Below are 15,264 nucleotides of genomic sequence, written 5' to 3' on the forward strand. Positions count from 1 at the left end.
CAGTCACTAATTCGTCAGTAGTAAACGGAACCAATAATAAGATGCAGGATTTACAACAAACGCTAACCCAAATACTCGATTACGTTAAGGGAGTTTGGATTAAAAAGCGTTACGTTATTATATTTTCTTGGCTGATATGTCCTATCGGCTTTTTTTATGTCGCCACCTTGCCAGATACATACCAGTCGAAAGCCCAGGTGTTTGTAGACACCCGTTCAGTGTTGCAACCTCTGCTGCGTGGTTTGGCAATACAAACAAACCCAGACCAAGAAATTCAAATGATGGCAACAACGCTATTGAGTAGAAGTAACGTAGAAAAAATTGCCCGTGAAAGCGATTTAGATATCACCACTGCTACTGAAAGCGAATTCGAAAATCTGGTTACCGCGCTTGCGAAAGACATCAATTTATCGTCTACCGGGCGCAGCAATATTTACAACATCACCTACTCAAACCAAAAGCCGTTGGTGGCACAGCGTGTTGTGCAAGAAACCCTAGATTTGTTCGTCGAAGGCTCCCTTGGCAATAGCCGCCGAGACACCGACACTGCAGGTCGTTTTTTGGATGAACAAATAGCTGAGTATGAATCGCGACTCTCCGAAGCAGAACAGCGCTTGGCAAATTTTAAACGCCAATATAATGATATTCTTCCTTTGTCGGGAACCTATTATTCTAGGCTTCAAACGCTAAATAGTGAGCTTGAGGCCACCCAGTTACAAATAAAGCAAACGCAACAGCAAGCGGCATCACTTAACGACCAGATAAGTGGATCAAAGCGCACAGACAACTTTGGCGTTACTAATCAAGAAGAGCCTGCTCTGCGTACTCGCTACGATGAACGAATTCGAGGTTTAGAGGAAGAACTCGACAGACTTACTTTGCGCTTCACCGATTTACACCCTGATGTAGTAGAAACCAAGGCTTTACTTGAAAGCCTTGAAAAAGCGCGATCACAAGAGATAGATGCATTTTTAAATCAATCTGATGAAAACGGAAGCCAGCCGCTCACCGAATTAAACAGAGAGATTAAGCTTGAGGCCAGCAGGTTGCAAAGCCAAATAGCCTCACTACGCGTGAAAGAAACCGACTTACAAAGCAAAATTGTGGAGTTAGAGAGTAAGGTAGACCTAATACCTCAAATAGAAGCTGAGTCTACGGCACTTAATCGCGACTACAGTGTTACGCAGGATAAATACCAAGAATTGCTATCTCGTAAAGAATCAGCCGATCTCTCTCGACGTGCAGACGTGTCTTCAGAAGACCTTCAGTTTAGAATAATTGAGCCGCCGCTGTTACCAAAGCGTCCCTCAGGCCCCAATCGATTGATTTTTTACACTGCCGTGTTACTTGTTGGTTTTGGTGCAGGTATTGCGATAGCGTTTTTGGTGAGCCAGTTAAACCCCATATTAATTAGACCTAAACAACTGTTGAGCGTGTCAGACTTCCCCATTTGGGGAACGGTAACACACTTGAACATAGAGCAAATAAAGAAAAAGAACCGAACACGGTTAATTGTTTTCTTAATGTCGAGCGGCGCGATTTTCGCCATGTATAGTATTTTGATGGCCGCAGAAGTGATGAATATTGATTTATTTGGAGGGCTTCTTTAATGAAAAACACAATTGAGAAAGCGCTTCAAAAGCAAAAACAAAATAAAGCGGCCGAACTTGAGAAAGCCAAAAACGCTGAAGAAATTGACGTTTCGCAAGACGTACCTGTAGAAGCGAAAAGCGTGCTGTCCAGTAAAACTACAAACTCATCTATTGAGGCAACTACAAGCCCTGAAGATGTTCAGGCAGACGAAACTGTAAAAGGCGCGGCAAGCAAACCTCACTCTGTTGTAAAGACCAGCAAAATAGCCTCTGAGGAATATGGTTTTAAGATAGATTTCGAGCGTTTGGATAGAAACGGTCATATTTCATTAAACGGTGAGCGGAAACAAATAAACGAAGAGTACCGCGAAATAAAACGTAAACTATTGGCCAATGCCTTTGGTTCGCTCTCTAAAACTCTGCATAACCCCAATATTATTATGGTGACAAGCAGCAGGCCTTCTGAAGGCAAAACCTTCACTGCAACCAACCTTGCTATGAGTATTGCCTCAGAACAAGACAAAACCGTACTGCTGGTAGATGCTGACGTGCTTAAACCTAATGTACTTCGCACGCTGGGCCTTGAAAGTAGGCAAGGGTTAATGGAGTATTTGAAGGGTGATGTAGAGGATATTTCTGACGTACTTTACTCAACCAATATTGATAAATTAAAGATTATTCCAGCCGGCAGATCGCATCACCTTTCTACAGAATTGCTCGCAAGCCAAAAAATGCATGAAACCGTGGATGAGTTTGCCAATCGCTACCCAGACCGTGTTGTGATATTCGATACGCCTCCGCTGATTGGGATAAATGAGAGCGCCATACTCGCCAATTTTGCTGGGCAAGCTGTAGTAGTGGTAGAAGAAGGCAAAGCTAAAATGGCAGATATAAAGCTGTCTGTTGAGCGGCTGAATCCGGAAATGGCGATTGGGTTTGTTGTTAATAAGTCGGTGCATAACGACACCGATGGAAGCGGATATTATGGATATTATTATGCCGAGAGAGATAAGTAACAGCAAACCGACCATATCGGCAACGGGTGTTTTATCATCCGCGATTTTGCTTGCTTTAAGCAGCAATGCATCTGCGAATTTAGACATTACCGCTACGGCCTCTGCCGAAAGCGTTTTTCAAGACGTTGATTCACAGGAAAACGGAAACTTTTCTTTTACTACTCTTTCGATAAACCCCAGTGTTAATGCCTCTTATCAGTCACGCACTTTCAACGGATTGTGGCAAGGCAAACTCACCCATTTAGAACGAGACCAAAACGACTTAAGCCGCGAAGACACCTACGGTGAATATAATTATTCGGCGAACTGGGCTCCCCTTGATGAGTTGCTTGTTTTTCAGGCCTCTGGTGCACTCACCTATCAAAATGCGCAAGCCGGTAACTTTTTAGTGTCTGACTTTTTTACTAACGCAGATGCCCTCGCGAAAACACGTTCGAATAGGATAGGTGTTAGCACTACCATAACCCAAGGCGACTGGATCCGCGGCACGGGTCAAGCGTCTTACTCTGATGTTGCCTCCGAGCGCAATGCGTTAAATAATGGTTTTGCCCTTGATAACGACACGTATCAGCTGTCTGGAACCCTGACAAACGGCGATGAAGCCAAATATTTTATTTGGAACCTAACCGGCAGCTTTCAAAATACCGACAGGGCAATAGCGCAACAAGGCGAGTTTATTTCTCGCAACGCGTCGGGTTTTGTCGATATTCATGTGTTACAAAACTGGGCTGTACGGCTAACAGGTAATCACGAAGGCAACCAGATATCGGCGCGCACTGATACCTCAAGCTTAGTGCGTAAATTTAACTCGTACGGAGCGGGTATAACCTACCGGCAAAGTCAAAATCGCTATGTTTCAATTACTGCAAATACCACTAATTCAGACTTAGAAGAGGACGATAACGAAACCTTTGTAGGTTTTGATATGCAGTGGGCGCTAAGCACTCGCACTCAGGTAAGTGCGACCTATGGCAGGCGCTTCTTTGGCGAAACCGCATCGGCAAACATCAGCTACAATTCAAAGTATTTTCGCACTGCCTTTGGCTATTCAGAAGATGTAACAAACGTATCTCGGCTATTGGCTAACCCAGAGAATTTGGGGGTATTTGTGTGCCCTAATAACTCCGGTTCAATTGCTAATTGTTTTCAGCCCAACAGCTTAACCTATGTGCCTAATGCCAATGAGCAGTTTGTTCAAATAACCACGCAGAATCTTGAGTTTAATGACGATATCATTATTCGCAAAGCCAGTAATTTTCAGATGGGTTACGACTTTTCGCGAGTAACACTGGGTATGTCATTTCGCTATTCCGAAGACGATGCCATAGATCAAGACAGACTGACAAGAACCTACTCTGTTGGCTCTACCCTTGCCTATCAACTAGGTAATTACACCAATATAAATGCCAGTGTAAACTTTGCCGACATTAAACAGCGTTCTGACACGTTTGAAGGTGGAAACAGTGAAAACTGGAATGCGTCATTAGGATTAGAAAGAACCTTCGGCAGATCGCTCACAGTGAACGCAGACGTGAACTTTGTTGATAGAAGCGGCGATTTACTGAATGGAGGCGCTGGCGTCGGGATCGGAAATGGCTTCTTCGGTGCAAACTTTACCGATAGACGCTTAACCCTTGGTGTTACCTATAGGTTTGAATAGCATGCCATAAAGCGCTGTGAAGTTAGTGTGACAAAAAAGCGAGGTAAACCTCGCTTTTTTGGTGCTTAGCGCACTATCAGTTACTGTGTTTTCTACGTCGTCTTACCGCTAAGCCACCTAGTCCCAATCCGAAGAGTGCAAGTGCTGCTGGCTCTGAAACCTCTGTTGCGCCATTACCCACAATAATACTTATATCGGTGCGTGCAAGTTCAGTTCCGTCGATGTCTAAAGCGGCAAGATAAAAATCATATTGCCCGTCCTCACGCGCATCAAAAGCAAGCCCATTTAGAGCATCATCGAAAAATTCCATATTCCACGAGTTTTGCGCTAAATTATTGTTATTAATCAGGTCTTGATAATCACTGGTGGCAGCATCTGAAACACTTGTATTACTACTTCTACAATCACCTATAGATACCGAGGTACCCTGGCCATTTCCGGTTGCATTTGTACCAATAGCATTATCTGAACACGAGACGTTTATAGGATCTAACGCAAAGAAGTTTGTACCTATGCTGGGATCGAAGTCCATACCCAAAATGTATCTGTACGAGGCCAAAGCCGTTTGACCTGTACCAGTAAAGTCGGAATTAATACTCCATTCAAAACTCCATATGGGAGTGCTGATAGAGCCTGGCGACCAACTAAAACCTGAAGGTGGCAAACCAGCATCAAAACTGTAAGTTCCGTCGCCATTGCTGTTGAATTGATTCCGAGGGCGGTTGTCTTCATCAAACCTTAATTTTCCGCGCAGGCCTAACTCAATACCATTGTTTCTATCGACGGTAAAACTACCGTTCGCATTTCCACTGCCAAAAATGGCTTCAGACGTCACATTTTGATCGTATAAAAGGGAGGCGTTAGTAACCTGGCTGCAGAGGGCCAATGCGGCCGCTGTTAAAATCTTGTTGCACTTCATTAAATTTCCTTAATTTTCAAGCAATTGAACTCATCGTGTCACACATGGTTGTGCAAGGATTACGCCGAATTGCAAAACAGATGAAAATCAGAAGTTTAGAAAAGAAAACAAAACTCTTATACTAAAGTTGTAAAAAAAACCAACACCTAATCACCTTCATTAAAACAAGTAATATTCTTACTTACCATCATCACTCTTCAGCCTTACATAAGTCTTAAACTTCTTTTTCATTAACTTATCTATGTACTGTGTCATTTTAACTTTTTGCGATATGGCGGCATCTAAGGCATCTACCAGCTCAGCCAGCATGTCGAGATAGTACTTTGTATCGCGGATCACATTGCCCTCAGGCGTCATTATCGTTTTGCTTTCAGGGCTGTCGGCAAAGCCCATATGCTCTGTAATCTCTGCGCCTGATTTATCAGGCTCGAACATTTCAGCTTTTACTTCTACGATCACTTCATCAATAGATTCTACGTTAAAGGTGTCTAATTCTTCTAAGAAACCGTAAAGCATGATCCTATCCATCAAAGTATTCACTTTGCGCGGAATACCGCGAGTGAACGTATGGATGCGCTCAAACGCCTCATCTGAGAAAAGCTGCGCACCGTTCCACCCAGCATGATGCAGGCGATACTCGATATAGGCTCTGCATTCTTCTAACGTAAGTGGTGCCAAGTGACACGATGCCACAATACGCTGTCTAAACTGCTCCATGTTCGGCGCACGTAATATAGGTTGTAGCTCTTCTTGGCCCAACAAAAAGCTTTGAATAAGCGGCTTGCCATTGAATTGAAAGTTACTCAGCATACGCAATTCTTCAATAGACTCTAACGGCAGATTTTGCGCTTCGTCTACGAGAAGCAATGCTCGGCGCCCCGCTCTGTTTAATTCAAAAAGGAAAATCTCTAGGGCTTTTAAAATATCGGCTTTGCTTCTGCCTTCGGTAGCAATATCAAATTTCGATGCCACCATTTTCACCAATTCATCAGGCGATAGTTTGGGCGTCACAATTTGTGCAGCGGCAATATCATCTTCAAGCTCTTCTAGCAGGCTGTTAGCAACAGTGGTCTTTCCTGTGCCTATGCCGCCCGTTATTACGATAAAACCTTCGGCTTGAGACAGCCCATACTGTAGGTATGACATTGCTCTTTTATGCCATTTACTAGCAAAGAAAAAAGCGGGATCAGGCGTTAGCTGAAACGGTTTCGAGTTAAGTCCGTAATAACTTTCGTACATGAAAAATACCGTGTAATGTTGCTGTTATCAAAGCGCATAATAACGCGCGTTTCTGTTTATATTCGCTATTTATTGGCTATTTTATTGGCATTTAAAATTCGCCTATTCGTATTACCTATTTATGTTCAATAGAAACACCTAGCTAAAGCAAAGGAAGAAATATATTACACCACCTTTTACTTGCCTTAGCCCAGCTTATTTTTTGTTATCCGCTCAATAATACCTGTTGTGGAAACACCATCGGCAAAGCTAAGCACTTTCACTTCACCACCGTTCTCCATAACGTCCTTACCACCCGCTATCTGACCCACGGTGTAATCGCCACCTTTAACCAGTACATCGGGCAGTAATCGCGCAATAATACGCTGCGGCGTGTCTTCGCTAAAGGGCACAACCCAATCTACAGCACTTAACCCTGCTAACACAGCCATTCTTCGACTTTCGTTATTCACTGGTCGACCAGGCCCTTTAAGCTTGGTTACCGACGAATCAGTATTTACCGCAACAATTAATCTATCGCCTAACTGCGATGCTTCTTCTAAGTAAGCCACGTGCCCAGCATGGAGAATGTCAAAACAGCCGTTTGTCATTACTATTCGCTCGCCACGTTCTTTTGCGGCTTTTACTGCAATAGCAAGCTGATCTTCATTCATTACACCACCATCGAGATGAACAGACTCTTCGCCTAACGCCAGCGCTAGCTCTGTATTCGATACGGTAGAGGTACCTAACTTACCTACCACCACACTGGCAGCTAAATTAGCCAGTACACAGGATGCTTGAAGTGGAAGCTTGCTCGCCATCCCCACTGCAATGGTAGATACAACCGTATCACCAGCGCCAGTGACGTCGTACACTTCTTTCGCTTTGGCGGGTAAATGAAATTCTGTATTATCACCTTCAAATAACGTCATACCGTCTTCAGAACGGGTAACAAGAAGCGCGCCTATATTGAGCTCTTCCTTTAGCTTAGCTGCTTTTTCTACCAGTTCTTGTTCAGAATTTACTTGACCAACTACGCCCTGCAGTTCGTCCATATTGGGCGTGATAAGCGATGCACCTGCGTATTTTTTGAAGTCGCTACCTTTGGGGTCTACCACCACACGCTTACCTTTCGCCAGCGCTTTTTCAATGAGTACGGCAGGGTTGCTTAAACATCCTTTAGCGTAATCACTTAAAATAACAATATCGGTTGCGTCTAGCGCATCATTAAACGCTTGCTCTAACGCCGACTTATCGGTATTGGCAAAACTTTTTTCAAAGTCTAAGCGCAGTAGCTGCTGATTGCGGCTCATTACTCTTAGCTTAGTGATCGTATCAAAACCATCGACGGGAAAGAACGCACAGTTAATATCGTGATTGTGCAGACGTTGTCTTAGAATGTTGGCATTTTCATCGTTTCCACACATACCTAGCAAGGTCACTTTTGCGCCTAACGTGGCGACATTTACCGCTACATTGGCCGCGCCGCCCGGGCGGTCTTCAGCATTATTTACATTAACTACTGGTACAGGCGCCTCGGGAGATATGCGCCCGGTACCGCCACTCCAATACCGGTCTAACATGAGGTCGCCGACAATAAGCACTTTCGCTTTGGTAAAATCTGGTAATATCATGAAAGAACACTCCCTTCCTATCTTAAACACTATTGGAATAAGTATAACAGCCATGTCGAGCAATACCCACCAGCGAGATAATGTCTCTGAAACCAAGGCTGCTTCTGCTTGGTATTTGTATTTGATAGAAAACAGATTAGGGCAGCTTTATACTGGCATTACTACAGACCCCACAAGGCGCATAGCTCAGCATAGAGGTGAAAAAGTGGGCGGGGCCAAAGCACTGAAAGGTAAAAGCCCGCTTACCTTTCGTGCAATTTTTAGGCTTGCCAATAAGTCGGAAGCAGCAACGCTGGAATGCCATGTGAAAAAGTTACCGCGTGCCCAAAAAACGAGAATTATTCAAACCCAGCAACTGACATTCGCTCAAAATAATACTTCACATACCCTGCCATGCATTAAAGAGGATATTATCCTGCGAGAACAGCATTGATGATGATAGCGTTGCCAATGCTTAGCGTAAAACCTAGTGCTGCAACACCAATATTGTGCTGCTGATCAACCTCTTGCCGAAAATTCATACCAAAAAGAAAAACCTTTTTATTCAGCATAACCAATAAGTGAAGTGCCAGAGTTAAGCTTACGCTCACCACCAGCCAACCGGTAATGTTGCTAACGTAACCAGACGGCTCGTAAACCAGTAGGCTCTTCGCAGAAGAGACTACCATTGCAGTACCCAAAAGGTTGCCGGCATGCTCAACCGCCAAGGCTATTTGCCCCCCTTCTAAGGCGCTCTGAAACGAATCATTTTGATTATCTCTTGCGTAGCGAAACTCTAAAATGCGGGTCATGACAAGCAGCATAGTGAGCACAACCGCGAACCCTGTCACTGTGGCGATAATAGCATTAGCATCGTCGCCATCTACCCACAGCATAATATTGCGAAGTACGATAGCACTTGCTACCAAGCTAGCCGCGTCAACCAAAGCAACACTTACACTGCGCTGTGCAATCATTGCAGACGTATCCACTTTATTGAGAACCAATTTGTCGTGAGCAAAACGCCCAAATTTAACTAAAACGATCCCCACAAGGCCAAAGGTAAGCATGCCCACTGCAGCTTCTTCATAGCCCATTCCAACATGTTTGCCTGCCACTGCACTCATCACAATGCATAACGACAACATACCTCCCGCAATACTAATTCCGAAAGCGAAATTGTCTTTTACGCCGAGCTCGTCGATAACAGAGGTTTCTCTGAATGCGCCAGTGAGCCATTTCATCACGATCAAAAGACCGAGTACTATGCCCACATCTATCGCCAGATAAATAAACAATTCTTGAGAGATGGGTACTAGTTTTACTAAAGCTTCCACGCTATCTTTACTCCTTGTACTTTATGCTATCGTGTTGTTATTAGTGCTATTGCAATAGGCTTTGGGTAAAGTCACCACTGCTTTTTTTCATTGCCCTCACACGATGTAAAGTAAAATTACCATTTTAAAAAACGTAAGGTTAATGCGAGTATTATGCCAATAGAAAATGAAAATAGCATGGCAAACATTGAGCTAGCAGAACAGTATTGGCAGCAATTATTGTCAGTGAACGCTGAAAATGATGTTAATCAGCAGCTTATGGCGAAAAACAAGGCAAACCTATTCACTGCATTTTCTCGCTCGGCTTTTTTAGCAGAACATCTCATTCAGTATCCTTACACGCTTGAGAGAACCCTAAGCCTTCCACCTACTTGTTCGCCTGGTGGCAATCCCTCTGATAAGGCTACGGATAACGATTCTGATAATACTGCAAGCAGGTTTACTCACTTCGCCGAACATTATTATCACACCGAAGTGTCACGACAATTAGGGCGCGTTAAAACCGAAGAAGATCTGCTATCTGCATTAAGGGAATGCAGAAACACCGAGATGGCGCGCATCACTTATGCAGATGTGCTGAACAAACAAACCATTTCAACATCGCTTGCTCAAGTTTCTGCGCTTGCCGATACACTAATAGTGGCAGCCTATAATTGGCTGTACAACGATGCCTCAGCCCGATACGGAAAGCCCTACTCTACTCGCACTTCAGAGCCCTGCACAGAAGCTAGTCCTCTTCACATGTATATTTTGGGTATGGGAAAACTAGGCGGAAAAGAACTCAACTTTTCTTCCGATATTGACCTTATTTTTGCCTACCCGGAAAAAGGGGAAACCCAAGGGGGCCGCAAAAGTATTGAAAACCAGCAATTTTTCACCAAGCTAGCGCAAAAGCTCATTCAATCGCTGAATAAAGTAACCACTGATGGGCAGGTATACCGGGTAGATATGCGGTTACGCCCCTTTGGCGATTCGGGGCCCCTGGTTATGCACTTTGCTGCTATGGAAGACTATTACCAAGACCAAGGCCGGCACTGGGAAAGGTTTGCCATGGTGAAAGCACGCATCATTAATGATGATAATTCCGACAATGCGCAGGCACTAAAAGGTATCCTCAAACCCTTTACTTTTCGACGCTACCTCGACTTCACCACGCTTGATGCCTTACGCAACATGAAAAAGTTAATCGCCACTGAAATAAGGCGTAGAAAGCTGAGCAATAATATAAAATTGGGCGCGGGCGGTATTCGTGAAGTAGAGTTTTTTGCCCAGAGCTTTCAACTTATCCATGGAGGCAGAGAGCCAAGCCTACAAAGTAAGTCATTACTTACTACCCTTACCGCGCTTGCAGATATAGATATTGTTGAGCATGATGTTACACAACAATTAAAAGACAGCTACCTCTTCTTACGCAAGGTAGAGCATACGTTGCAACAGTGTCGCGACAGACAAACACAAACACTGCCAGACTCAGATTGGGAGCAAAAGGCTCTTATTGCCGTTATGGGTATTGACACTTATGAATGTTTCCTAAACACGCTACGCGCAACAATGAAAACCATTCATGGGCATTTTAATGAGCTTGTGGAAGAGTCTCATGAAACCCATTCTGATGAAGATACGCTGTTCAGTGCATGCCAAGACGCATGGCAATTGAACTTGAAAAACGATGAATTTATAGGCGCTTTTTGTGAACACCTGTCCAGCAAAGAGGCCTTAAGTATATTCAACACGTTGTCGGAGTTTAAAGATACTCAGCGCAATTACCGAATGGGGCAGCGCGGGGAAGATACCCTCACAAAATTACTGCCTGAAATTCTCTATGTTATTGTTGTTCAGCATCCGACCAACTCTAATCAGGTTTTATCTCGGCTATTAGGCGTGATAGAGGCCATCACTGGCCGCACAACCTACCTCGATTTACTGCTAGAAAACCCTGATGTGCTGAAGCAATTAGTAAAGCTTTGCGAAAGAAGCGGTTGGGTGGCGCAGGAAATCAAAAGGTTCCCATTGTTACTGGACGAGTTACTTACCCCTTTGTATTTAGGCCAGCAAAACACAGATATTGCCACCAGCAAACGAGACTATGAACAGGACCTTAGGCAGTCCATGCTTCGCATTGAGCAAGACGATGTAGAGCTACTTATGGATGCGTGGCGTCAGTTCAAGTTGTGTCAACAGCTTCGAATTGCCGCTAGCGATATTAGTGATTCACTTCCCATTGCTAATGTAAGCGATAAGCTTACCGTGCTAGCTGAGGTTATACTGGAAAACATTGTGAGTGCTGCCTGGATGCAAATGAGTGAACGCTATGGCACACCTTCCCACTTAGAAGGAACAGACAAGGGGTTTGGCGTTGTAGGTTACGGAAAGCTAGGAGGCTATGAATTAGGCTACGGCTCAGATTTAGACTTAGTATTCTTGCACAACGCACCTAGCGGTGTAAGTACAAACGGCAGAAAGCAAATTGAAGCGCAGCAGTTTTACATCAAACTCGCGCAACGAATTATGCACCTGTTAAACACAAAAACGTTATTTGGACAGCTTTACGAAATTGATTTACGACTTCGCCCCTCAGGCAATGCAGGTCTATTGTGCTGCCATGTAAACGGTTTTGAAAAATACCAAAATGAAGAAGCATGGACATGGGAGCACCAAGCATTAGTGAGAGCGAGGGCCATTTGCGGCGACGATAGGGTTCTTGAAGTATTTAAGAATGTTCGTAAAAAGATACTGACAAAACAACGAGATCTGTCAGTTCTTGCCGAAGATGTGTGTAAGATGCGACTAAAAATGCGTGAGCATTTACTGTCAAAAACCGAACAAAAAGTCGACTTAAAGCAGTGTGTAGGCGGTATAACCGATATCGAGTTTATGACCCAATACTGGGTACTCGCGAACTCTCATCACATTGAATCAATGACGCAGTTCACCGATAATCTACGCATTTTAGAAAATGCCGTTGAAAATGGAATTATCCAAGCAAGCACTGCGAATAGCCTGCAAAAAGCGTATTTAAAACTGAGAGAGCAGTATCACCATTTAACGTTGGCAGATTCAAAGTTTGCAGATCAAACCGAAGCGCTAGACGCAATACGTGAGAATGTTAGGAAACACTGGGAAGCACTGTTTGGTGTAAGCTGTAATAGCTAACTCATAATTTTTAAAGCAGCTTAGAAACCAATGTGATCCTAGTTAACGCGCTTACATTGGTTTTTAAGCAACTCAGTTTCTTTTGCTGTTACCACTAAAGAGCGCTGATCTGCGCACAAATACGCTTTCACCTCGCCCTCAAAACTACTGTCTATTGCACTGGCTATTTTAGCTAGTGAACCTGAAACCGTATTATTTAACTGAAACTGATGCTTTATCACAAAATCTTTTTCGAGGTTCCATATTAACTGCATTCCCTCATCTTGCGCATATTGAGACATAGCCTCTCGAAGAGTATTACCATCTTGAAACGTCCGATACTTCCGCTCACCCGTCCAGTTTGATTCAACAGGGCGAGTTTTACTCACCATCATTTCCAACTTGGTATCAAGATTAGGATCGACGCCAACAATATCTAGTACAAAATCACTCTGCTCTTCTCGAAGAGGGTCGGTTGCCAACATTCTAAACTCACTATAAAATTCAGATAAACCCTTTGACACTGATTTTTCTTCTTTTTGAGTTTCGGGCACAGGAGCCGATTCTTTTACCTCAAGAAAATAGATGAGTATACCAGCGGCGATCATTAGCACTACAACCAGTATGATTTGTTTCGCCCAAAATGATGTACTTGAATAACGTTGTTGCCCCATGAAACTCAATACCCAACTGTTGATATCTTTGATTAAAGCCGCTTTAAAGAATCGACTCAACTACTTTTTTATCCTGAATTTTTGCGCCTTGGGCGTTCGTCGTTGTTACCTTGTTGACTCTCGCTGTCATATTAACCCGTGTTTGCGCATGCTAATAAAGCGATGGCGACGTATTAGACGGCCTCGTTTTAAATCTTTTATGCATCCATAAGTAACTCTCTGGCTGCTCTTTTATTGCTGTATCAATATGTTCATTGAGCAAGGTTAACGCTGCATGGTCTTCCATGTCACCCAGACCAAGTAGCGGTGGGAACACTTTAATTTTGTAACCACGCTTTGTGTATTGCGAAGTAATTAACATGGGAACACTCTCAGAGCGACGAATAAACATTAAAGTTGCAGTAGTTGTAGCTGTGTCTTTAACCCCACCAAAAGGAACAAAAATACTTTGCTTTGGGCCATAATCTTGATCTGGCAAATACAGGCAGAGTTCTTTGGCTTCCATTGCGGCAAGTAATGCTTTTGCGTTGCGTTTATCAATCATGTATTTATTCGATTGATTGCGACCATGGTACTGAAGATAGTCTATGAGAGGATTGTTGTGTTTACGGTAGAAAGCCACGCTTGGATAAGTATAACCAATACCACGACACGCAAACTCTACATTCATATTATGTAGGGCCATACCAAATACGCCTTTACCTTGCGCTTTGGCCGCTTCGATATGTTCAGCGCCTTCTATTTCGAATGCTCGTTGCACCCGCCAAGTAGGCCACCACCAGCCCATGGCTGTTTCAAACAGTGCCATGCCCGTGCGGCGAATATTCTCATGGTATAAGCGGTCTACTTCATCCCTCGACAATGCAGGGTTCCAAAGCTCAATGTTTCGCCTGGCGACTTTTGCTCGCTTTGGTACGATACGAGCTATCAGCTTACCCGTACCAGCACCAATAGCGCGTATGATAGGCAGAGGTAACCAAGTGATTAAATAGAGCCCCCCTACGGCAAGCCATATCAACCAATAACGTGGACCAAGAAAAGAAATTGTAAATTTAGGAGCTTTTATTGCCGCAGCCAAGTTCAGATTCCAATATATGAGAAGGCATATAGTGTATCAGAACGAATTATTTTGAGCTACGGAACGCGACTTAAAGCGCGTCCGTACGTACCATTGATAGCTCAATTGAACAGAGTTAAAGCGAGACTTACAGAGTGATAGGCCGCAATTAGTATGTTTTATCGATCTGTTTAAGCTTTTTCTCAAAAGAATCATAGTGATCACTGGAGTCGTAATCAAAATGGTACTGGTTGTGAAAACCGAATCGCAGTTTCACATTCACGTCTTCTATAAACAACGTGTACCCATCGTGATCGGTAAACGCTGTTATACCCATCAACTTATATTCATCGCCTTCTTTCGAGCCATGCTGGCGAATTTTGTCGAACACTTGAAGTAAAAACTTGCTGTCTAATTCGTTTTTCATTGTAAGTACCTTCCTTAACTTAATAAAATTAGTACTCTTTCACAGACCCTTTGGATTGATCGCAAAATCAATCAGTTGAAGTTGTAGCGAAATCCTAAGCTAAGCAGATTAGTTGAAAAGCTGTCTTCTCCGCCGATGTAAGTGTACTCGAAGCGTACCATCGAATTTTGTGAAACATAATAATCAAAACCAAGCCCAACAAGACCAGCAGCAATACCATTATCATAACTGCAAGTCGCAGGCGAAGTTTCGGAGCCACATGGGATCGTAGCTGCCACGTCCACTCGGGCAACGCCTAGCTTGTAAAATAATTCGCCCGTGGTACTACTTGCTTTACCCAACACAGCTAAGTAGAGCGCTTCACTTTCAGCCTCTACACCGTCGTCAGAATAATCGAAAAGGTTCAAGTAGCCAGCTTCTGCATACCACTGTCTGTGAATTTTATGACCATATGCAACACTGTAAGCTACTTCACGATCGCTGCCGCCGTCGAATTCAAAGTCCGTATAACCTACCGATACTAATCCGTAGTTTTCAGGTGCTGCTTCCGCTTTCGAACACGCTAATGCTCCCACTACTAATGCACCTGCTATCCATAAATACTGCTTCATTTAAA

Annotated in this window: 13 protein-coding genes; 5 read left to right on the forward strand and 8 right to left on the reverse strand. The window is 43.7% G+C overall.

Annotation, left to right across the window (positions count from 1 at the left end; translation table 11 throughout):
- Positions 1 to 41: 41 nt before the first annotated feature.
- The 3 genes from ACOJR9_RS13730 to ACOJR9_RS13740 are packed head-to-tail and all read left to right on the forward strand — an operon-like array spanning position 42 to position 4,268.
- Entirely contained in the window at positions 42 to 1,610 is a 1,569-nt protein-coding gene (locus ACOJR9_RS13730) for an XrtA system polysaccharide chain length determinant (protein WP_420933496.1), read from the forward strand.
- Positions 1,610 to 2,608, forward strand: a complete 999-nt coding sequence (locus ACOJR9_RS13735; protein ID WP_420933497.1) for an XrtA-associated tyrosine autokinase — start codon at positions 1,610 to 1,612, stop codon at positions 2,606 to 2,608. The genes ACOJR9_RS13730 and ACOJR9_RS13735 overlap by 1 nt, the downstream gene beginning before the upstream one ends.
- Positions 2,577 to 4,268, forward strand: a complete 1,692-nt coding sequence (locus ACOJR9_RS13740) for a TIGR03016 family PEP-CTERM system-associated outer membrane protein (RefSeq protein ID WP_420933498.1) — start codon at positions 2,577 to 2,579, stop codon at positions 4,266 to 4,268. The genes ACOJR9_RS13735 and ACOJR9_RS13740 overlap by 32 nt, the downstream gene beginning before the upstream one ends.
- A gap of 76 nt (positions 4,269 to 4,344) precedes the next feature.
- Here ACOJR9_RS13740 and ACOJR9_RS13745 read toward each other — a convergent pair whose 3' ends face one another.
- The 3 genes from ACOJR9_RS13745 to hldE all read right to left on the reverse strand — a co-directional run bounded on the left by ACOJR9_RS13745 (position 4,345) and on the right by hldE (position 8,042).
- Positions 4,345 to 5,187, reverse strand: a complete 843-nt coding sequence (locus ACOJR9_RS13745; protein ID WP_420933499.1) for a PEP-CTERM sorting domain-containing protein — start codon at positions 5,185 to 5,187, stop codon at positions 4,345 to 4,347.
- A gap of 177 nt (positions 5,188 to 5,364) precedes the next feature.
- Positions 5,365 to 6,426 (reverse strand): XrtA/PEP-CTERM system-associated ATPase, encoded by a 1,062-nt coding sequence (locus ACOJR9_RS13750; protein WP_420933500.1) that lies wholly within the window; start codon positions 6,424 to 6,426, stop codon positions 5,365 to 5,367.
- Positions 6,427 to 6,611: 185 nt separating this feature from the next.
- Complete coding sequence (gene hldE, locus ACOJR9_RS13755; RefSeq protein ID WP_420933501.1) at positions 6,612 to 8,042, reverse strand: bifunctional D-glycero-beta-D-manno-heptose-7-phosphate kinase/D-glycero-beta-D-manno-heptose 1-phosphate adenylyltransferase HldE; 1,431 nt, start codon at positions 8,040 to 8,042, stop codon at positions 6,612 to 6,614.
- Between hldE and ACOJR9_RS13760 the strand changes: the two genes are divergently transcribed.
- Positions 8,041 to 8,475: a GIY-YIG nuclease family protein gene (locus ACOJR9_RS13760; protein WP_420933502.1), complete on the forward strand. Its 435-nt coding sequence runs from the start codon at positions 8,041 to 8,043 to the stop codon at positions 8,473 to 8,475. The genes hldE and ACOJR9_RS13760 overlap by 2 nt on opposite strands.
- Here ACOJR9_RS13760 and ACOJR9_RS13765 read toward each other — a convergent pair.
- Complete coding sequence (locus ACOJR9_RS13765; protein WP_420933503.1) at positions 8,453 to 9,358, reverse strand: DUF350 domain-containing protein; 906 nt, start codon at positions 9,356 to 9,358, stop codon at positions 8,453 to 8,455. The genes ACOJR9_RS13760 and ACOJR9_RS13765 overlap by 23 nt on opposite strands.
- Before the next feature lie 153 nt (positions 9,359 to 9,511).
- Here ACOJR9_RS13765 and glnE point away from each other — a divergent pair, with 153 nt between their 5' ends.
- On the forward strand, positions 9,512 to 12,511 hold the full coding sequence (gene glnE / locus ACOJR9_RS13770) for a bifunctional [glutamate--ammonia ligase]-adenylyl-L-tyrosine phosphorylase/[glutamate--ammonia-ligase] adenylyltransferase (protein WP_420933504.1): 3,000 nt from the start codon (positions 9,512 to 9,514) through the stop codon (positions 12,509 to 12,511).
- 38 nt (positions 12,512 to 12,549) lie between these two features.
- Here the strand turns inward: glnE and ACOJR9_RS13775 are convergent, their stop codons facing one another.
- The 4 genes from ACOJR9_RS13775 to ACOJR9_RS13790 all read right to left on the reverse strand — a co-directional run bounded on the left by ACOJR9_RS13775 (position 12,550) and on the right by ACOJR9_RS13790 (position 15,259).
- The gene (locus ACOJR9_RS13775) at positions 12,550 to 13,224 is read right to left on the reverse strand and encodes a TcpQ domain-containing protein (RefSeq protein ID WP_420933505.1); all 675 of its coding nucleotides are present in this window, start codon (positions 13,222 to 13,224) and stop codon (positions 12,550 to 12,552) included.
- Between the two features lie 91 nt (positions 13,225 to 13,315).
- Complete coding sequence (lpxL, locus tag ACOJR9_RS13780; RefSeq protein WP_420933506.1) at positions 13,316 to 14,242, reverse strand: LpxL/LpxP family Kdo(2)-lipid IV(A) lauroyl/palmitoleoyl acyltransferase; 927 nt, start codon at positions 14,240 to 14,242, stop codon at positions 13,316 to 13,318.
- A gap of 148 nt (positions 14,243 to 14,390) precedes the next feature.
- Positions 14,391 to 14,648: a DUF3081 domain-containing protein gene (locus tag ACOJR9_RS13785; RefSeq protein ID WP_420933507.1), complete on the reverse strand. Its 258-nt coding sequence runs from the start codon at positions 14,646 to 14,648 to the stop codon at positions 14,391 to 14,393.
- 71 nt (positions 14,649 to 14,719) lie between these two features.
- Complete coding sequence (locus ACOJR9_RS13790) at positions 14,720 to 15,259, reverse strand: outer membrane beta-barrel protein (protein ID WP_420933508.1); 540 nt, start codon at positions 15,257 to 15,259, stop codon at positions 14,720 to 14,722.
- Positions 15,260 to 15,264: the final 5 nt, after the last annotated feature.

It is taken from the genome of Alteromonas ulvae, assembly GCF_048987005.1.
GTDB lineage: Bacteria > Pseudomonadota > Gammaproteobacteria > Enterobacterales > Alteromonadaceae > Alteromonas.